This is a genomic window from Acetobacterium malicum subsp. dehalogenans DSM 11527 (assembly GCF_000472665.1).
GTDB classification, from domain to species: Bacteria; Bacillota; Clostridia; order Eubacteriales; family Eubacteriaceae; genus Acetobacterium; species Acetobacterium malicum.
Window position 1 is genome coordinate 39803 of the sequence record NZ_AXAC01000031.1, and the last position, 20190, is coordinate 59992.

The following is a 20190-nucleotide window of genomic DNA, read 5'->3' on the forward strand; positions in this document are numbered from 1 at the left end:
ATAGAATCTGAAGGAGTGGCGCATGAGTCGAAAAAAAGAACGGGAATATGCGTTAAAAGGTGTATTTCAATTAGATTTTCATCCGGAGCCAGGAGATTTCACTGAAAGTATTGCATATTTTTTAGAGGATAATGAGCTGGATCTGACTTATGGAAAGACCCTGATCGAGACCACCGAAGCTCATCTTCCGGAAATAGATGATATTCTTGATGACTATCTCAAAAGCACCTGGAAAATTGATCGTATTCCAAAGGTAGAAAAATCAATTCTGCGTTTGGCCATTTGTGAGCTGAAATACATGGATGAAAAAGTACCATTTGAAGTTGTCATTAATGAGGCAATTGAGCTTACGAAAAAATTCGGAGACGAGGATGGAAAAAATTACGTTAATGGTATTTTAAATAAAATAGTTAAGGACGAACTTAATGAGTGCCCTTAGTCTTGGAATTGATACCAGTAATTATACAACTTCGGTTGCCTTGGTAGACGAAAATGAAAACATGATTTATAACAAGGGCATCCTATTGGAAGTGAAGTCAGGAGAAAGAGGACTTCGTCAATCGGATGCCCTTTTTCAGCATGTTCATCATTTGCCGCTGCTGCTTCAGGATCTGCCCCGGGGTCGGGAAATTGCGGTCATCTGCTATTCGGAACGGCCCCGGCCGTTGCCTGATTCCTATATGCCGGTCTTTCGTTCGGGGGAGTCGTTGGCTCGCTCTCTGGCCGGGGTATTGGGGGTCAAACGGTTGGCGGTAAGTCATCAGGAAAATCATCTGCGGGCAGCCATATATGGCAGCGGCACTCCGGAGTTGGCATCAACTTTTTGCGCGGTTCATTTTTCAGGTGGTACATCAGAAATTTTATTGGTCGACAAAAAAGCAGTTGGTTTTGATTGTGAAATCATCGCCCAAACCCGTGATCTCAATGCCGGACAGCTGATTGACCGAATTGGGGTATTGATGGGCTGTGCGTTTCCCGCGGGCAAAGCCCTGGAAGCACTGGCAAACCAGGTTGAACCTGATTTATTAGACCGCAAATTGGTTATGTCAACCACCATGGCGGGTATGGATTTTCATTTTTCCGGCCAGGAAAACCAGGCCCGACGACTTCTGGAGGCTGGCGTGGAGCAGCAGGTAGTCGCCTATCTGGTGTTTAAAGCGATTGCCAAAACCTTGGCAAAAGCCATTACCGGACTGCGCAAAAAAGATTCTTTTCAGTCGGTGCTCTTTTCCGGTGGCGTGATGTCCAATTTGATTATCAAAAAAATTCTGGAACATGAACTGCAAGCGACCGGACTGGAGCTTTGTTTTTCACCGGGGGAATATTCCCGGGATAATGCCGCCGGAAATGCCCTGCTGGGAATGGATTATTATAAAAGCATGAGGTGTGAGTAGTGACAAATGCAAAAATACTCAGTGTATCGGAGCTTAACCAATATCTTAAAACCCTATTGGAATCCAATAGTCTGCTGCGAAATCTGGTGATCCAGGGAGAACTATCCAATGTCAAACGGGCGGCATCAGGTCATCTGTATTTTTCCCTGAAAGATGCCGGCAGTAAAATTGATTGCGTGATGTTTAAAAATGCCGCCATTGGACTTAAATTCCTGCCCAAGGAAGGTCAGAAGGTGACGCTGCGGGGGAGCTTAGGTGTTTATCTGCCCAGTGGCCAATATCAGATTACGGTCCGGTCCATGGAACCCCAGGGCCTGGGGGATCTGTTTCAGGCCTATCTGGTATTAAAGGCAGAGCTGGAAGCCAGCGGCTATTTTGACCAGGAGCATAAAAAAAAGCTGCCGGAAATCATCAGTCGGGTGGGTCTGGTTACTTCTCCATCTGGAGCAGCAGTCAAAGATATGATTTCAATTATCAAACGCCGGAATCCCCTGATGGATATTGTCATTTATCCCAGTCTGGTTCAGGGTGATGAAGCGGCCGGGAATATCATCAAAGGGATTCGGGCCTTTAATGCCGCCCAGTCAGTGGATGTGATTATTATCGGCCGGGGCGGCGGTTCCATTGAAGACTTGTGGGCTTTTAACGATGAGCAACTGGCTAAAGCCATTTTTGAATCGGAATTGCCGATCGTTTCAGCCGTGGGCCATGAAATTGACTATACCATTGCCGATTTTGTGGCTGATTTACGGGCACCCACTCCTTCTGGCGCGGCCGAACTGGTAGCCGAAGAAACCCTGAGTATGGTTCGGGCTCTGGTTACTCAGAAAAACCGTCTGATTGAGATTATGGAAGTAAAAATCGATAAGAACCGCGAAATTTTAACGCGGATGAAAAAAGAAATCCTGCGGTTTCGACCCAAAGAACGAATCGAAGAAATGCGGCTGCACCTCGATGTCATTAATGACCGGATGATCCGGGCACTGAATAACCGGATTAAAAATGAGCGACAGCAATTGATCAATGTTAAAACCCGGATCGAAGCCATGAGCCCTGTGAATGTGCTAAAAAAAGGCTATGTTCGCGTGACGGATAACAATGGTTCACCAATTGTTGCGGTGACCGGTTTAACAGTCGATCAGCTGGTGACCCTCCATTTTGCGGATGGCGAAGCTGAGGCAAACATTCAATCCACGAAGGAGAATAAATAATGGCAGTAAAAAAACTGAAAACTAAAATGAGTCGCCTGGAGACCATTGCCGAACTATTAGAAGAAGATAATCAGGAAATCGAGGCATCGATGAAATTGTTTGAAGAGGGGATGAAACTGATCAACGAGTGCAGTGCCGATTTGGACACCCTGGAAGGAAAAATAACGATCATGATTGATGGCGAAGAAAAGGAATTCGAGGGGAGTGTGGAAGTGTGAGCAATTTCAAAACGCAGCTCAATGATCGAGTGGCTGAAATGAATAAGGAACTGGAAAGAGTTTTTCAGCAAAATTTGGATACCCCGGAAGTGATTATCGAAGCCATGGAATACAGCCTTTTTGCCGGCGGCAAACGGCTTCGGCCGATTCTAATGATGGAAACCTGCCGGGCTCTGGAAGGGGATATAGAGGTAATCAAACCCCTGGCCATGGGGATTGAGATGATCCACACCTATTCATTGATCCATGATGATTTACCGGCGATGGATAATGACGATCTGCGCCGGGGGAAGCCCACCAACCACAAGGTGTATGGTGATGCGATGGCGATTCTGGCTGGGGACGGACTCCTTAATTATGCGGTTGAAACGATGCTTCAGGGAACTCAGAGACTTACTGGGGAGACATTGTTAAACTATCTTTCTGCCATGAAATGCATCATGGGGGCATCCGGTATTCGGGGCATGATCGGTGGCCAGGTGGCGGATATGCTCAGTGAAGACAAGGTGATCGGTCTCGATGAAATGGACTATATCCATTTACACAAAACGGCCGCCCTGCTGGAAGCCTGTGTCTTGAGCGGCTGCATCATCGCCGGAGCGGAACCGGCCACCCAGGGACGGCTGATCAGCTATAGTCACCGGATTGGCCTGGCATTTCAGATTGTTGACGACATCTTGGATATTGAAGGCAACGAAGTGGATCTGGGCAAGCCGATCGGCAGTGACGAAAAAAACCATAAATCGACCTTTGTGTCGCTCTATGGTCTGGCAGCGTCAAAACTGCGGGTCGATGAACTCGAAATGGAAGCCATCGAAATGCTTAAACCGATTGGCGAGCGAACCGCCTTTCTCCAGGAATTGGCCAGCTATATCTGCCGTCGCCGGAAATAAAACTGCGGTTTACTATTGGAAAAAATAAAAAAATGAAAATGGACCCATGAAAAGAGGAAAAATTGAAAGAACGTTTAGATAAATTATTAGTAAGCCTGAATTATTTTGATACCCGGGAGCGCGCTAAAAAAGCCATTATGGCCGGGTTGGTTCAGGTTAATGACCAGGTCAAGGACAAGGCAGGCGATCTGGTCGACACTGAGGCGACGATTCTGGTTAAAGGCAGTGATATGCCCTATGTCAGTCGCGGGGGATTAAAACTGGAAAAGGGACTGGCTGTTTTTGAGATGCCAGTGGCGGGCAAAACCTTTATTGATATCGGATCATCCACGGGCGGCTTTACCGATTGTCTGTTGCAGAACGGCGCTGAAAAAGTGTATGCAGTGGATGTCGGCTATGGACAACTGGACTGGAAGCTACGAAACGATCCGCGGGTTGTTTCCATGGAGCGGACTAATTTTCGGTATCTGACAGCAGAAAATATTACCGAGATGGTTGACGGCACCGTTATGGATGTCTCGTTCATTTCGATCACCAAACTGATCCCAGCCATCAAATTGCTGATGAAACCCGGAGCTCGGGGAATCTGGCTGATTAAGCCGCAATTTGAAGCGGGGCGGGAAAGAATCGGTAAAAACGGCGTTATCCGGGATAAAAAAGTGCATGAGTCGATTTTGTTTGAGGTCATGACTGCCATCGAAAATCAGGGCTTTTTATTAAAAGGTCTGGATTTTTCTCCGATACAGGGGCCCAAGGGTAATATTGAGTTTTTAGTTTTTGTTGAAAATACTGAGCCGGAGATTGAGGAAAACTGGGCAGCATTAATTCATCAGGTGGTAACCATTGCCCATGAAAGTTGCAAAAAAAAGAAAGAACCTCAAGACGAATAGGAAGTGAGTAAGATTGGAAGCTGAATTTAAAAACTTTAAGGAAATCGGTATTTATCTCAATATGGATAAACCGGACAGCCCTGCGCTTGCAGAAAAATGCATCAACTATTTAATCCGTCACGGGTTTAAAATAGCCCTGCTGGAAGGCCAGATTAAATATCCCCACGAATGCGTTGTTTATTATCCTAAAAACCTGTTCTATCGAAAACCGGATTGTATTCTGGTGCTGGGGGGGGATGGCACACTTTTGTTTGTTGCCCGAAAGGTTTGTTTTTATTCCATTCCAATTTTTGGAATCAATCTTGGCAAGCTGGGTTTTTTAACCGAAGGCGAAGCCGGCAATTATCAAGATACATTGAAAAATTTAAGCTCTGGCGATTACTATATCGAAGAACGGATGATGTTAAGTTGCAGTATTAAAAAAGAGAATGAAAGTGCCTGTTTTTATATGGCCTTGAACGATGTCCTGGTCAAAAGCCGAGGCTTTCGGATGATGGATATAGAGGCCAAAGCCAACGGTTCGACAATTGATAAATTTCGAGCTGATGGGTTGATTATCGCCACCCCCACCGGTTCCACCGGCTATTCACTGGCTGCCGGGGGGCCGGTGGTGGCACCCCGGGCCAACGTCATGATCCTTAATCCCATCTGTCCTCATCGACTCCATGACCGGTCCTATATTTTGCCTGAGGATGAGGTGATCAAGCTGGAATTTGGTGATCGTGAAAAAGATATTATGGTCACCTTTGATGGTCAGACCACGGTTACGATTACGCCCCAAGATGCAGTTAAGGTCAAAAAAGCCACCTATTGCACCCGGTTGATCCGGCTCAACCAGATGAGTAGCTATGACCGGCTGCGAATCAAGCTTTCCAGCGAATATTAGAAAAACATCGGCCAGGACAAAAAACAATAAAGATGACAGCATGGCAGTGGGCTTAACTTAGCTTTGGAGGAGGAAGAAAAAGACATGAAAGTATCAAGACAATTAAAAATAATTGAAATCATCGAAAATAATCTCATCGAAACCCAGGAAGAGCTGGCCCAGGCCCTAAAAGACGCCGGTTTTCCGGTGACCCAGGCTACCATCTCCCGGGATATCAAAGAGTTAAAACTGATCAAGGTGAGCAGTCACGATGGTATTCAGCACTATGCCCCCCTTAAGGATATCGGCACGATTTATAACGAACGCGTTACTGCTGTCTTCAAGGAATCGGTTTTAACCATCGATTATGTTGAAAATAACATTGTCCTGAGAACCCTGCCAGCCATGGCCCAGGCGGCGGCTCTGGCCATCGACTCGATGGACTGGTGTGAAATTGTCGGAACCATTGCCGGGGATGATACCATCTTCGTGCTCGTCCGCAACCGGGACATGGTGGGTGAAATTGTGGGAAAATTCAAAAAGTTGATGAAATAGGGAGGGCTCTATGCTGAGAAATCTCGTTGTGAACGATTATGCATTGATTGACCATCTGGCGGTTGATTTCGATCCGGGACTCAATGTGATCACCGGGGAAACCGGAGCCGGAAAATCCATTGTCATTGACGCATTAACTCTGGTTCTGGGGAATCGGGGCAACAAAACAAACATCCGTCAGGGAAAAAATAAGATGACGGTACAGGGGCTTTTTGATATTAGCGAACAACCAGGACTGCTTCAAAAATGCGAAGAGTTCGGTATCCCGATGGAAGATGGCCAGCTAATTCTGATCCGCGAAATGGATGATCGGGGCCGCAATATCTGTCGGGCGAATGGTTTAATTATCACCGTCGCACAGCTGAAAACGATCGGGGATGAGCTTATCGATATCCATGGCCAGCATGAACACCAATCGTTATTCAAACGGGAGAATCATCGTCAATTACTGGATGCTTTCGGCGGTGAAAAAAGCCAGAAATATCGGGAACAGACAGCCGCTTATGCCGGTGAGATCAAACGGATTGAGGATTTGATTGCTGAGCTGGAAACCAATGAAAGGGAACTGGAACGGGAAAAAGAAACCCTGCAGTTTGAAATCAACGAAATTGAAGCCGCGACCCTGGTTGTTGGTGAGGATGAAGAACTGGAAGGGGAAAAGCGGATTCTGGAAAATCGGGAGCGTCTTTTTTCACATACCAGTCGGGCTTATGAATTACTCAGAGGGGAAAACACCGATCAGAATCCGATTCTTGATGCCCTGAGTCTGTTGGCAGAAAGCATTGCCGAAATTACCAGAATTGACAGCAGTTTTGAAGATAAACTGGAAACGGTCAATGGTATTTTAAGTGAAACGGAAAACCTTTCGTTTGAGATCCGCTCCTATCTGGAAGATATGGAGTACAATCTGGGTGATCTGGACGAAATCGAAACCCGGCTCAGTGTCATTGCCCGGCTTAAACGGAAATATGGTCATAATATTAACGAAATTCTCGCTTATGCTGCGGAAATCAGCATCCGCTTAAAAAGTTTGTTGAACCGAGATGAAAGTCTGCAAGCATATTATCAGGAATTAAGCGGTATTCAAGATAAGTATTATAAGATCAGCAACAGTCTTTATCAATTGCGTTTAAAGACTGCCGGGGCATTAAAGACTGCTCTTGAAAAAGAACTGGGAGAGCTGGCCATGGAAAAGGTACAGGTCGAAATATCGGTGGCCCATGATCCAAATCGGGTTAGCAGCCACGGCCAGGATATTGTCGAATTTTTAATTTCGGTTAATCCTGGCCAGGACCCAAAACCGCTTGGCAAGGTTGCTTCCGGTGGCGAGATATCCCGGATAATGTTGAGTCTGAAAAGCATCTTTGGCGGTCTCGATGCCATAGAAACGATGGTGTTCGATGAAATCGATACAGGGATTAGTGGTAGAACCGCTCAGGTGGTGGCCGAAAAGATCCAGGCCCTTAGCGTTACCCCGCCCAGAGGTCGGCAGATTATCTGTATTACCCATCTGCCTCAGATTGCGGCGATGTCAGACCAGCATTTTATGGTGGAAAAACATACTCAAAATGATGGTGTGGAGGTGAGTTTTGTACCCCTGGATGAAAAGGGTAAAAAAGAGGAACTTTCCCGGATGCTGGGTGGTGCGGAAGTGACCCAAAAAACCTGGGACCATGCCCAGGAAATGCTGGAGTTAAGCCAAAAGATAAAAAAATCAAAAAAAAGTAAAGAAGACAAAATATTATCTTAACATTTCATTGGTTATTAGATAGAATAAAGATTGTTAAAAATATATTTATTTAAGGAGATATAAATTGGAAAGAAAAGTACCCATCGGGTTATCTAACAAACACATTCACGTATCCCAGGCAGATTTAGAGGCGTTATTTGGTAAAGGCTACCAGTTAACACCGATGAAAGATTTATCACAACCAGGACAATACGCCGCAGAAGAAAAAGTTGACGTGGTTGGACCTAAAGGAACCTTAAAAGGAATTCGGATTCTGGGACCAGTTCGACCAGAAACTCAATTGGAAGTTTCAATCGGAGATGGTTTCTGTTTAGGAATCCAGGCACCACTTCGTAATTCAGGAGACATCGCTGAAACACCAGGTGTTAAATTAATCGGACCGGCTGGAGAAGTTGAAATTTCCAAAGGTGCCATTGTTGCCGCCCGACATATTCATATGAGTACGGAAGAAGGAGCAGCTTACGGATTAAAGGACAAGGATGTTGTCTGCGTTAAACTGGATGGCCCCCGTGGTCTGACATTTGACAACGTACTGGTCCGGGTTCATCCAGATTTCAAATTGGATATGCACCTTGATGTTGAAGAAGGAAACGCTGCCGGAGCTAAAAACGGTCAAATCGCAACGATCATTTAGTTATGATAGCGCCAGACCCGATAGCATTTACCGCATTTGGCCTTGAAGTCAGGTGGTATGGGGTTTTAATCGCCTCGGCATTACTGATTGGGCTGTTCATAGCGATAAAACGGGCACCTAAATACGGGATTGACCCGGAGATCATTATGGATTTCTTTTTGTATATGACCCCAGCGGTGATCATTGGAGCCCGGCTTTATTACGTCATCTTCAGTTTTGACTATTATATGGCTCATCCGGACGAAATCATCGCGACCTGGCATGGCGGACTGGCTATCCACGGTGGTATTATTGCTGGCGTGATTGTAGCGTTGATTATGTGCCGGGTCAAGAAGATCAGCTTTTTCGCTTTAGCGGATGTATTAATTCCGGCGCTGCCCTTAGGCCAGGCCATTGGGCGCTGGGGGAATTTTTTCAACCAGGAAGCCTATGGCTCCCAAACTAATTTGCCCTGGGCGATCACTGTGAACGATGCTGCGCTGGGAATCATCAAGGTACACCCGACCTTTCTTTATGAATCAGTTTGGAATGTGCTGATTTTTGGTTTTCTCTTTTTTTATGAAGATAAAATTAAAAAGGTCGACGGCGAATTGCTCTTTGTTTACCTGGGTCTGTATTCGGTCGGACGCTTTTTCATTGAAGGGCTGCGAACCGACAGTTTGATGTTTATGGGATTGCGTACAGCTCAACTGATCAGTCTGGTATTGGTGGTGGTAGGTATTGGTGGCCTCTGGTACCTACGCAAAAACGAAGACCGATTTGCGAATTCACTGGTTAAGAAAAAATAACAAGAAAATAAAAAATACAGCATCGATCAAAAAGACTGTCAGTGGAAAAACTGACAGTCTTTTTTTTGTGGCGGGGTAAAAATTCGGTTGAGCTAAAAGTCTTTACGATAATCGGGTCATACCCCGGTACTGAATTGCTTCAGATAAGTGGCTGATCTCGATGGTTTCCGATCCGTCTAAATCGGCAATGGTCCGGGCCAACTTTAAAATTCGGTGATAGCCCCGGGCACTCAGTTTCATCTTGGTATAGACCTTTTCCATCAGGATTTCTTCAGCGGGACCAAGATGACAGAAGGTTTCCATCAGCTTGGGTGTCAGCTGGGCATTATAAAAGATATCGAGATCCTGATAGCGTTGATTCTGGCGTTCGCGGGCAGCATCGACCCGTCTTTTTATGGCGAGTGAGGTTTCACTTTCACCCTTGGGTTTGGTCTGAAGTTCATCGTAGCTGGTGCTGGGGATCTCCACAAAAATATCGAGACGATCCATCAGTGGACCGGAGATTTTACCCTGATAGTTTTTAATTTGCTGGGGGGTACAAATGCATTCATGAGCAGGGTCAGTGAGATAACCGCAGGGACAGGGGTTCATTGAGGTGATCAGGGTAAAGCTGGCCGGAAAGGTCAGAGAAGCATTGATCCGGGAAATAGTAACCTCCTGATCTTCGATGGGCTGACGCAAAACTTCCAGGGCTGATTTTTGAAACTCGGGCAGTTCGTCAAGAAACAGCACTCCCAGGTGGGCCAGTGAAACCTCCCCGGGTTTGGGAATCCGGCCGCCCCCCACCAGTGAAACCTTGGAAATGGTATGATGAGGAGAGCGGAAGGGCCGTTTGCTAATGATAGAATGGTTTTTCAATAATCCTGAAATGCTATGGATTTTCGTGATTTCCAGGGCTTCGTCAAGGGTGAGATCCGGCAGGATCGAAGGAAAACCCTTGGCCAGCATCGTCTTGCCGGAGCCGGGTGGACCGCTCATTAAAACGTTGTGAGCGCCAGCAGCGGCGATTTCCAAACCGCGTTTGGCTAAATCCTGACCACGGATATCGGAAAAATCAATGCTGTGACAGCTATTTTCCGTAGTCAGGAGAGCAGTAAGATCGACCGTAAAAGGTTCAATGATCAGCTCATTCTTTAAAAAAGAGACGGCTTCGTGAAAATCCGTTAATGGATAGACGTTCACATCTTGGACTACCGCCGCCTCATGGCGGTTGACAAAGGGAACTAGAACATTCGAAATTCCCGCTTCTTTGGCAGCCAGCACCATTGGCAAGACCCCATTGACACTTCTTATTTCGCCGCTGAGGGATAATTCTCCGATGACCAGATAATTTTCGGGATGATCCCAGGTCAGCTGATCTGAAGCGCTGAGAATACCCAGAGCAATGGCCAGATCGAAAGCCGGACCTTCTTTTTTCAAATCTGCGGGAGCAAGATTAATGGTGATTCGTTCCATCGGATATTTGAAGCCATTATTTTTAACTGCCGAAAAAACCCGATCCTTGGATTCCTTGATACCGGTATCCGGTAGGCCGACCAGAGAATAGGAGGGTAATCCCCGGGAAATATCGATTTCGACAGTGACAATTACGCCATTTACACCTAGCAGTCCGCTACTTTTTATCTGTGATAACATATAAAGTTTACCTCCACCGTATTATGGTTATTATACAGGATATAAAAGCAAAAATATAGAGAAAAAATTTAGTGAATATGGTATCATCAAAGAATAAGCTGAAAGATAGAAAAGGAGGTATCGATGGATAAAACAACAAAGGGAACCTTATATGTGCTCATCGCCATGGTATTGTTTAGCACCGGCGGGTTTTTTATCAAGCTCATCAATGCCAATGCCTATACCATCGTTTTTGGTCGGGCATTCATCGCCGGGCTTATTTTTTTGCCGCTGATTCAATGGAAAAAACTGCGCGTTTCAAAAAACTATTTGGTTCTGGCAATCGGGTATTGCTATCTGTGCATCATGTTTGTGCTCACGACCAAAATAACAACCGCAGCCAATGCCATCATCCTGCAATGCACAGCGCCATTATGGCTTTATTTATATTATGTGATTCGTGGAAAAAAAATAACTGGCCGAGAATTGATTCCACGGTTATTTATTCTCGTTGGGATCATTGTCATTTTCAGCGCTTCAGCGGGAGGAAATCTTTGGGGTGATTTATTGGCGTTGACCAATGGTATTGCTTATGCGATGGTGCAGCATTTTATGGATAAAGAATATCCGGTTTCAGATAATTCAATCATCGGTCTGAATAATATCATCCTTTGCCTGGTGATACTGGTATTGTTTCCAACCCAGATTGATTTTTCGGGATTATCTATGGCTGGGTGGTTGGGTTTAATTTTTCTCGGAGTTTTTCAAATTGGGGTGTCCTATCTGGTCTTCTTTAAGGGAGTACGGATGATTTCAGCATTGAAAGCATCGATGGTATCCCTTCTGGAACCGCTTCTAAATCCGGTCTTCGTTTTTTTCTTTGTGGGTGAGATACCTGCAGTCAATTCATTGATTGGTTTTGGCATTATACTATTTGGCATCGCCTTGACGATGATCCCGATGAAAGATATTGCCCAGATTGAAGAATGCTAAAGATGCGAGAGAAATAGATCAGAACGTCCCAAAATGCAAGAGCCGTACATCTTTTATGGATGTACGGCTCTTTTTGTTAATGCTTGTTTCTATTCCGGTTGCGGAGCACTTTGTTGTTTTGGCTTTATAAACAGCAACGCGATGCCAATAACTGCGAAGGCAATCATCGATACATAAAAAGGGAATTTAATGGTGACAGTCATATCAACACCCATGATTCCAGCTAAAAAGGCAAAGAAGTAGGCTGAACAAAATCCGCCGACATTCATCGATGCCATAACGATTCCGGATGCAGTTGGCATCTGGCTGGGATGAACGGCGGCACCTAAATTCATAAAGATACTTGGCATGATAAAACTAAAGCCAATGCCGGCAATGGTGGTGCCAATATACATAAAGGCGATGGAGTTTCCCAGACCAATACTGACCATGGCAACAGCGAGAAGGACAACGCCAACAGGCATGGTATTACTTTTGAAAATACCGAAAACTTTAGCAAAGATCAAACCGCCCAGCATTCCGCCGATGGTGAACATGGTTAAGACAAGGGCTGCATCACCGGCAGTACCCATACCGCTCACTGCGATAATTGTAGACATGTTGACCAGCATCGGGTAGATCAGGATCATCATAAAGAAAATCAAACCGGCAAAGGCAAACACGGCCCCGGGTAATTTTGGCTTGGCTTCACCAGCGGCTTGAGCTGGCACTTTGGCTGGTTCCGGCAGGAACAGAATAATAATTAAAGTTAAGATACCTAATCCGTGAATTAAAAAAGCATATTCCCAGGAAATTGTTGCGGCAAACCCGCCAAGCAACTGGAAAAGAATACCGCCAATGTTAGCAACAACGTTACTTAAACCCATCATCTGGGCCCGGGCTTCACCATCAAAGAAGGCGATAATTAGTGCCGCACCCAGTGGGGTGACAATTCCAAGACCAATTCCAAAGATGGCCCGGACAGCTAAGATGGCCGTAAAGCTGGAAGTAGTCATAAAATAAGGGGCCATACCACCGCCGATAAAGAGGACCATACCGACGATTAACAGTGTTTTGTATTTAACGGCACCTCCGGCAAGTCGGCCGGAAATAAGGGTAGCTGGCACAGACATCAGTACAGCCAGGGTGGATACAAGTAACAAGGTTGTGAATGGGACGTCTGGGAATGCCGCGGCGATGTTGGCGATTGCCGGAGTAATAGTTCCGACACCCATTTGGACAAAGAATACAGACAGAACAGCAATTTTTAAGAAAGTACTATTTTTCATAAGTTCACCTCTTCTTCAAGATATCTCCCGGGAATTAAACAGGGAGACTTTAGTTTTTTACACAGCCCTGGATTTTTAGAATAGGTTGTGTTGGATGCATTGGCATCGGTAACAATCGTACTGATTTTGAAAACTTGTTTAGTAAATAAATGCGATAGCTTTGTTAAGCGTTTACTGTTCAGTACAAACAGATGGAAATGACATCATCAGTGAAATGAGTATCGTTTTGTAGTTACCCTCCTTCTTTTTAAATTATTGTGAAACTCACCCCTTGATGCACTATTTACAATCACTGAATGATAAATAGCATGATAATAGATTATTAAAACTCAGTGATTAATAAATTGTTCAAGTTCAATATTAGTTATATTTAATTATATTTTGATAATAGCACGTTAACCCTAGTTTGTCCAGCATAAATATATATAAATAATAAATTACGAAAATAATGGTAAAAATATGGATTAATAAACGTTTAAAACAAAAATAATAATATATTTACAGTGACTTTAGCTAAGAAAAGGATCTGAAGTAGCCGCGTTTTTGACTATAAAATTAGTTGCAATTAAATTGAAATGGATGAAGTGATGAAAATGAGGATAAATTCGAGACAAAAAAACAGCGTCGTATTAAAACGACGCTGTTATGATCGGAACAGGACAACAAACGAATGGATAGACTTAGATGATAATGAAATTTTTTTCGATTCGTACGGTAAACTTTTTTTCAATTTCGTGGGATTCGTTAATTACATGATCATTAAGCTTTGCATCAAGTCCCATATTATTCAGTAACAGGTGGATGCTGGAATTAATAAAATCCTGGGATGAGCAGTCAATGAGCCCGGCATCGTAAGCAAGATTAATGCCTTGGGTAGCACCGGCACTGGCATAAGAAATAAAGGCGATTTCAAAGTCGCTATAATGAAGATCACAGCTTTCGGCCAGTTTGCGGTAAAAATCCGTAACCACACTCTGCTCTTTATAGAGAACATTTTCGCCCAGCAAATCATAATAAAAACGGCTGAAATTTTTATTGAAGCGCATATTATTGTTTAATACCCGCCATTCGATGGCGGTTTGGAGTAAAAGGGTCGTTTCAATCCCCAACTTATCCAGATTTTCGGTGACCTTCGCTTTGACAGCAGACATGATTTCGTTGTATACTTCAATTCCCAGGCCGCCTTTTGAGCCGTAATAATAGTTGATCAGACCAACATTCGCTCCGGATTCCTTGGCGATTTTCAGGCAAGTTGTACTAGTATAGCCATTTTCATAAAATAAGGCTTTGGAAGCTTCATAAATCTTTTCCTTTGTTTCTTTACCAACCTTGTATTTTCCCATATCATACTCTCTATTTCGTTATTTTAGTTTAGTTTAATAGCAAATTTATTTATTCTAAATAATACCATAGTTCTTTGTGAAAAACAAGACAAAGTAAGTGGAAAAATAACGTGAACAAATAACGTGAACAAATTGGTAGGGCATGGCAAAGCAGACTTAGTATTCTAGTTTTGGGCAAGCCATTGATGATTAAGGGCAATCGCTTTACGAACCTGTTCTTCAGCCGGTCCGCCAATAATATTTCGCTGATTGACACAGACATTCAAATCAATGGCGGCAAAGATCGATTCATCAAAAACGGACGAGACACGTTTATATTCGTCCAGAGTTAGTTCATCCAGGCTTTTTTGCTGTTCTAAAGCAAAAAATACCAGCTTGCCGATGATTTCATGGGCGTCACGAAAAGCAACCCCATGTTTAACCAGCCAATCGGCGGCATCAGTGGCATTGGAAAACCCGCCGGCAGCCGCCTTTTTCATGGTGTCTTTATTGACGGTCAGAGTTTTGATCATTTTGGCAAAGGTGATCAGACAGATTTTAATGGTATCGTAGGTATCAAATACCGGTTCCTTGTCTTCCTGCATATCCTTATTATAAGCCAGCGGAATCCCCTTCATGGTGGTGAGCAGACCCATCAGATTGCCATACACCCGGCCGGTTTTACCTCTGACCAGTTCAGCAATATCGGGATTCTTTTTCTGGGGCATAATGCTGCTGCCAGTACTGAAGGCGTCATCCAGGGTGATAAAATTAAATTCACTACTGCACCAGAGGATGATCTCTTCTGAAAAACGGCTGAGATGCATCATGAGAACAGAGGCAGCCTCCAGAAAATCAAGACAGAAATCCCGGTCAGAAACCCCATCCAGACTATTCAGTGAAACATAGCTAAAGTCCAGCTCGGCTGCCACTGCTTCCCGATCAAGCGGATAGGTGGTGGTGGCTAAAGCCCCTGAACCCAGCGGTAAGGTGTCGGCCATGGCTTTTACCTGGGTCATTCGGATCATGTCGCGCTTAAACATTTCAACATAGGCCATCAGATGATGGCTGAAGGTAATCGGTTGGGCCCGCTGCAGGTGGGTATAGCCCGGCATGATGGTATTGGTATGATCTTCGGCCAGATCCAGCAGGGTGAGGATCAGATTCTGGATCAGTGACTTGCTGTCATCGGCAATCTCTTTGACATAGAGGCGCATGTCGGTGGCAACCTGATCGTTGCGGCTGCGGCCGGTATGGAGTTTTTTGCCGACATCTCCAATCCGTTCGGTCAGAATGGCTTCGACGTTCATATGAATGTCTTCCATGGACACGGAAAATTCGATGTTTCCGGATTCGATGTCGAGAAGAATCGCTTCCAGGGCTTCGATAATCTGTTCAGACTCTTTGGAATCAATAATATTCTGTTTCCCCAGCATTCGGGCATGAGCAATACTTCCGGTGATATCCTGTTTATAAAGGCGTTGATCAAAGGATATGGACGAGTTAAAATCATCAGTTAAAAGGTCGGTTTTTTTAGAAAACCGACCTCCCCACATTTTTTTCATACTATTTTATTCCCCTTTTTCTTCTCGGCTGAGTCGCATCAAAGCGCGAACTTTAAGCGGTAAGCCAAATAAATGAATAAATCCTTCAGCGTCTTTATGATCATAGAGATCACCCGTGGTAAAGCTGGCAATTTCAGCATTGTAAAGTGAATAAGGTGAGGTTACGCCAATCAGGATAATATTACCTTTATATAATTTCAGGCGGACATTACCAGTAACCGTTTTTTGGGTTTCATCCACAAAAGCGGTTAGAGCTTCACGAAGGGGCGTGTACCATTCGCCATTGTAGGCTAACTCGGCAAACTTAACGGCCGCCTGTTGTTTAAAGCCGAAGGTTTGACGATCGAGACACATGTGTTCCAATTCTTCGTGGGCGTTATAGAGGATTGAACCGCCGGGCGTTTCATAAATCCCGCGAGACTTCATCCCAACCACCCGATTTTCTATTAAATCCACAACGCCAATACTGTGACGACCGCCGATGATGTTGAGTTGTTCAAGCAGTTCCCGGCCAGTCATTTCAACACCATTTAATCGGACCGGAATCCCTTCTTCAAAGTCAAGACTGACAACTTCAGCTTCGTCGGGGGCTTCCTCAAGGGGGGTTGTCATCTGTAGTAATTTTTTATATTGTGGTTCTAAAGATGGATCTTCCAACTCCAGACCTTCATGACTCATATGTAGGATGTTTTTATCGCGGCTGTAGCTGTTGCTGATCGACATCGGCACCTTGATATCATGCATGACACAGTAGTCCATGGCATCTTCCCGGGATTTAATATCCCAAATTCGCCAGGGAGCAATGATTTTTAACTGTGGTGCTAAAGCGCCAATGGTCAATTCAAAACGGACCTGATCATTACCTTTGCCGGTAGCGCCGTGACAGATGGCTTCAGCGCCTTCCAGTTCTGCATATTTTACCAGTACCTTGGCAATTAAGGGACGCGCCAGGGAAGTGCCCAATAAATATTTTTTTTCATAAATAGCATCAGCCTTAAGGGCTGGCCAGACAAAGTCTTCAACAAACTCATCGGTTACGTCTTCGATATATAACTTGCTGGCTCCGGAAGCAAGGGCTCGTTCTTCAAGGCCGTCCAGTTCGGTGCCCTGTCCTACATCCACACAGACAGCAATAACATCGTAGTCGTAGGTATTTTTAAGCCATGGTATAATGGTTGTGGTATCCAATCCACCAGAATAGGCAAGAATTACTTTTTTCTTCAATTTTATATCCTCCTGATAACAATCTCTTTTGTATAATAAACTTAATTACATGAATGATTATACAATCATTTTAGATGAAATGCAAGTATAAAAAGAAAAAGTTTGCACTTTATTAATAATTATACATAAAAACGCTTGATTATGCATAATGGGTCGAGTATAATACCTAAATAAGATATTAATAAATTTCATAAACTAACAGACAGACCTTATTTATTTTGGTAAAATATGTGTTTAGAGAACTTGTGTTGATGGATTATTAATGGGAATAAAAAGAATATTAAGATTGTAGATAAACCCCGTACCGATTCCTTATGGGAATCGATTGTGCGCCTCGATTTGCCTAAACTCTTACTATTCTTAATAACAAAGGCATTAAGAAAGGAAAGGAAAATTAAAATGATTAAAGCATCTGTTATCGGAGGAACTGGTTATGCCGGACAGGAACTGATCCGAATTTTAATGCGGCATCCGGAAGTGGAAGTAGTGACAATCGGAACCAGAAGCTTTTCCGGGCAAAAATTCAGTGATGTCTACGGAAATTTTGAAGCAGTTACCGATCTTGTTTGCGAAGCAACGGACATCAAGGTACTGGCAGAAAAGTCGGATGTGGTTTTTCTGGCCTTGCCTCATGGCATCGCATCCAAAACCGTTACGGCGGGTGTACTTGAGAAAACAAAGGTAATTGACCTGGGGGCGGATTTCCGCCTTAAAGATATTGATGTCTATGAAGATTGGTACAAAACCGAACATTTTAATCATCCATTGCTTAATGAAGCGGTTTATGGATTATGTGAATTGCATCGGGAGGAGATAAAAAAAGCTCGGCTCATTTCGAATCCCGGCTGTTATACAACCTGCAGCATTTTAAGCCTGGCACCGCTGTTAAAAAACAATCTCATTGATACCAGCAGTATCATTGTCGATGCTAAATCCGGGGTAACCGGAGCCGGCCGGGGGACGATCACTGAGCTGATGTACTCTGAGTGCAATGAAACGATCAAGGCCTATAAAATTGGGTCCCATCGCCATACCCCGGAAATTGAGCAGGAATTGCGGCTGTTAAACGGGCAGGACTTCAATATTCTGTTCACCCCCCATCTGGTTCCGATGAACCGGGGAATTCTGGCCTTATCCTATGCCAAGCTAACAGCAGACCTGAGCCTGGAAGAGGTAAAGGTGATTTACAAAGACTTCTATCACGATGAGTATTTTGTTAGAATCCTGGAAAATCGGATGCCGGAAACCCGCTGGGTCAAAGGTACCAATTATTGCGACATCGGCCTGACCATCGATCCCCGGACCAATCACGTCATTGTAGTGGGGGCCATCGACAACCTGATTAAAGGCGCCGCTGGCCAGGCAGTTCAGAATATGAATATCTGTTTTGGTCTGGCTGAAAAAACCGGCATCGATTTTATTGCCGATTTCCCAATCTAAACAAAAATTCGGATAAGTTATTATAATACGAGGAGTAAAGACATGAAAGTAATAAAGACAGGCGGAGTAACAACCCCCACGGGTTTTAAAACCGGGGGGATCAATTGTGGCATCAAAAAGAGCGGGAAAAATGATCTGGCGATGATTGTTTCGGAAGTGCCAGGCGCAACCAGTATTATGACAACAACGAATGTTGTCAAGGCGGCCCCGATTCTCTGGTGTAATAAAGTGATGAGTAATCCCTACAAGCAGGCGGTGGTGGTCAACAGTGGCAACGCCAATGCCTGTACCGGACAAAAAGGGGAGGAAGCGGTGGTGGCTACAGCCAACAAGGCGGCTGCGGTTTTGGATTTGCAGCCAGAGGATGTGCTGATCGCCTCAACCGGGGTGATCGGGGTGATCTTACCGGTGGAAAAAATTCTTTATGGGATTGAGACCCTGGGACCAAAATTGGGAAACAGCCAGGAAGACGGCGATATTGCCGCTAATACGATTCTCACCACCGATACGATAAAAAAGACCATCGCTGTTGAAGTGGAAATCGGCGGGAAGTCAGTGAAGATCGGCGGCATGGCCAAGGGCTCGGGGATGATTCATCCAAATATGGCCACGATGTTGTCCTTTGTGACGACTGACGTAAAGATTGCACCGGCCCTGCTTGATAAACTCCTAAAAGAAACCACGGTCGATACCTACAACATGATCTCCGTGGATGGCGACACCAGTACCAATGATATGGTCACAGTGATTGCCAACGGGATGGCTGGTAATCTGCCCTTGCAGGAAAATACCCCGGATTATGAGATCTTTAAAGAAGCCTTTATTTATGTTCATAAAACCCTGGCCAAAAAAATTATTCGCGATGGCGAAGGTGCTTCCAAGTTTGTCGAAGTGGAAGTCCATGGTACCAAAACAAAGGATGACGCCCGCAAGCTGGCAAAATCGGTGATCACTTCCAGTCTGGTCAAAACAGCGTTATTTGGGGAAGATGCCAACTGGGGACGCGTGCTCTGCGCCTTGGGTTATTCCGGGGCTGATTTTGATCCGTTAAAGGTTTCCCTGGTTTTTTCCAGTCAGGCCGGGATGATTACCCTTTTAAATGATGGCGCCCCGATCGCTTTTGACGAAGACGAAGCTAAAAAAGTGTTATCAGAAACAGATATTTATATTGCGGTTGAAATGGAAGAAGGCGACGAAAAAGCTGTGGCCTGGGGTTGTGATCTATCCTACGACTATGTTAAGATCAATGGCGATTATCGAAGTTAAAAAAAGCCTGCAAATAAAAAGTCAATAGGAAATTGAAAGTTTTGTAAAAAGTTATATTCAAGATAATGAAGCACGACAAAAAGACCAGCAACTATCGTTGGTCTGAAGATAAGGATATTTGTGGTGAGTGTTATGAAAGAGATAGCAGGTATTCTTTTACTCGTCCATAGTAGATACGCAGAAACTTATTAGCGCCTGCGGTCATGTAAACATAGTAAGGCTTGCCTTGGGCACGTTTCTTATCGAGAAACTGATAAACAGCATCATCCTGTGGCTTGGTCTTGATAAGAGCATCCATGA

General features: G+C 44.5%; 19 protein-coding genes and 1 pseudogene. 14 read left to right on the plus strand and 6 right to left on the minus strand.

Annotated features, from left to right (window positions below; all coding sequences use genetic code 11):
• The first annotated feature begins 22 nt into the window (after positions 1–22).
• The 11 genes from nusB (at position 23) to lgt (ending at position 9198) form a co-directional block, all read left to right on the plus strand.
• Positions 23–439 carry a transcription antitermination factor NusB gene (nusB, locus tag A3KS_RS0112620; protein WP_026395225.1) on the plus strand — a complete coding sequence of 139 codons (417 nt, stop codon included), beginning with the start codon at positions 23–25 and terminating at the stop codon, positions 437–439.
• Positions 426–1394 (plus strand): Kae1-like domain-containing protein, encoded by a 969-nt coding sequence (locus A3KS_RS0112625; RefSeq protein ID WP_026395226.1) that lies wholly within the window; start codon positions 426–428, stop codon positions 1392–1394. Before nusB ends, A3KS_RS0112625 begins: the two co-directional genes overlap by 14 nt.
• Positions 1394–2605: an exodeoxyribonuclease VII large subunit gene (xseA, locus tag A3KS_RS0112630; RefSeq protein WP_026395227.1), complete on the plus strand. Its 1212-nt coding sequence runs from the start codon at positions 1394–1396 to the stop codon at positions 2603–2605. The genes A3KS_RS0112625 and xseA overlap by 1 nt, the downstream gene beginning before the upstream one ends.
• Entirely contained in the window at positions 2605–2823 is a 219-nt protein-coding gene (gene xseB, locus A3KS_RS0112635) for an exodeoxyribonuclease VII small subunit (RefSeq protein ID WP_026395228.1), read from the plus strand. Before xseA ends, xseB begins: the two co-directional genes overlap by 1 nt.
• Positions 2820–3716 (plus strand): polyprenyl synthetase family protein, encoded by an 897-nt coding sequence (locus A3KS_RS0112640; RefSeq protein WP_026395229.1) that lies wholly within the window; start codon positions 2820–2822, stop codon positions 3714–3716. Before xseB ends, A3KS_RS0112640 begins: the two co-directional genes overlap by 4 nt.
• A gap of 62 nt (positions 3717–3778) precedes the next feature.
• On the plus strand, positions 3779–4606 hold the full coding sequence (locus A3KS_RS21210; protein ID WP_035356223.1) for a TlyA family RNA methyltransferase: 828 nt from the start codon (positions 3779–3781) through the stop codon (positions 4604–4606).
• A gap of 13 nt (positions 4607–4619) precedes the next feature.
• Positions 4620–5492 (plus strand): NAD(+)/NADH kinase, encoded by an 873-nt coding sequence (locus tag A3KS_RS0112650; RefSeq protein ID WP_026395230.1) that lies wholly within the window; start codon positions 4620–4622, stop codon positions 5490–5492.
• 84 nt (positions 5493–5576) lie between these two features.
• Positions 5577–6026, plus strand: coding sequence for an arginine repressor (locus A3KS_RS0112655; protein ID WP_026395231.1), 450 nt, complete (start codon positions 5577–5579; stop codon positions 6024–6026).
• Positions 6027–6036: 10 nt separating this feature from the next.
• Positions 6037–7776, plus strand: a complete 1740-nt coding sequence (recN, locus tag A3KS_RS0112660; protein ID WP_026395232.1) for a DNA repair protein RecN — start codon at positions 6037–6039, stop codon at positions 7774–7776.
• Positions 7777–7840: 64 nt separating this feature from the next.
• Positions 7841–8410, plus strand: coding sequence for a phosphate propanoyltransferase (gene pduL / locus A3KS_RS0112665; protein ID WP_026395233.1), 570 nt, complete (start codon positions 7841–7843; stop codon positions 8408–8410).
• A gap of 2 nt (positions 8411–8412) precedes the next feature.
• The gene (lgt, locus tag A3KS_RS0112670) at positions 8413–9198 is read left to right on the plus strand and encodes a prolipoprotein diacylglyceryl transferase (RefSeq protein ID WP_026395234.1); all 786 of its coding nucleotides are present in this window, start codon (positions 8413–8415) and stop codon (positions 9196–9198) included.
• A gap of 102 nt (positions 9199–9300) precedes the next feature.
• Here the strand turns inward: lgt and A3KS_RS0112675 are convergent, their stop codons facing one another.
• Positions 9301–10833 carry a YifB family Mg chelatase-like AAA ATPase gene (locus A3KS_RS0112675; protein WP_026395235.1) on the minus strand — a complete coding sequence of 511 codons (1533 nt, stop codon included), beginning with the start codon at positions 10831–10833 and terminating at the stop codon, positions 9301–9303.
• Between the two features lie 123 nt (positions 10834–10956).
• Between A3KS_RS0112675 and A3KS_RS0112680 the strand changes: the two genes are divergently transcribed.
• Positions 10957–11805 (plus strand): DMT family transporter, encoded by an 849-nt coding sequence (locus tag A3KS_RS0112680; protein WP_026395236.1) that lies wholly within the window; start codon positions 10957–10959, stop codon positions 11803–11805.
• Between the two features lie 89 nt (positions 11806–11894).
• Here A3KS_RS0112680 and A3KS_RS0112685 read toward each other — a convergent pair whose 3' ends face one another.
• From A3KS_RS0112685 to A3KS_RS0112700, 4 genes are all read right to left on the minus strand, one after another.
• Positions 11895–13073: an MFS transporter gene (locus A3KS_RS0112685; protein ID WP_026395237.1), complete on the minus strand. Its 1179-nt coding sequence runs from the start codon at positions 13071–13073 to the stop codon at positions 11895–11897.
• A gap of 680 nt (positions 13074–13753) precedes the next feature.
• Positions 13754–14416 (minus strand): TetR/AcrR family transcriptional regulator, encoded by a 663-nt coding sequence (locus A3KS_RS22695; RefSeq protein ID WP_026395238.1) that lies wholly within the window; start codon positions 14414–14416, stop codon positions 13754–13756.
• A gap of 164 nt (positions 14417–14580) precedes the next feature.
• A complete protein-coding gene (argH, locus tag A3KS_RS0112695; RefSeq protein ID WP_026395239.1) occupies positions 14581–15960 on the minus strand; it encodes an argininosuccinate lyase in 1380 nt (459 codons plus the stop codon).
• A gap of 6 nt (positions 15961–15966) precedes the next feature.
• Complete coding sequence (locus tag A3KS_RS0112700; RefSeq protein WP_026395240.1) at positions 15967–17184, minus strand: argininosuccinate synthase; 1218 nt, start codon at positions 17182–17184, stop codon at positions 15967–15969.
• A gap of 399 nt (positions 17185–17583) precedes the next feature.
• Here A3KS_RS0112700 and argC point away from each other — a divergent pair, with 399 nt between their 5' ends.
• Both argC and argJ read left to right on the plus strand, forming a co-directional pair.
• On the plus strand, positions 17584–18624 hold the full coding sequence (gene argC / locus A3KS_RS0112705; protein ID WP_026395241.1) for an N-acetyl-gamma-glutamyl-phosphate reductase: 1041 nt from the start codon (positions 17584–17586) through the stop codon (positions 18622–18624).
• A gap of 42 nt (positions 18625–18666) precedes the next feature.
• Entirely contained in the window at positions 18667–19890 is a 1224-nt protein-coding gene (gene argJ, locus A3KS_RS0112710; RefSeq protein WP_026395242.1) for a bifunctional glutamate N-acetyltransferase/amino-acid acetyltransferase ArgJ, read from the plus strand.
• 130 nt (positions 19891–20020) lie between these two features.
• On the opposite strand, the pseudogene A3KS_RS23510 reads toward argJ, so the two are convergent.
• Positions 20021–20190, minus strand: a pseudogene (locus tag A3KS_RS23510) (IS110 family RNA-guided transposase); the annotation flags it as partial.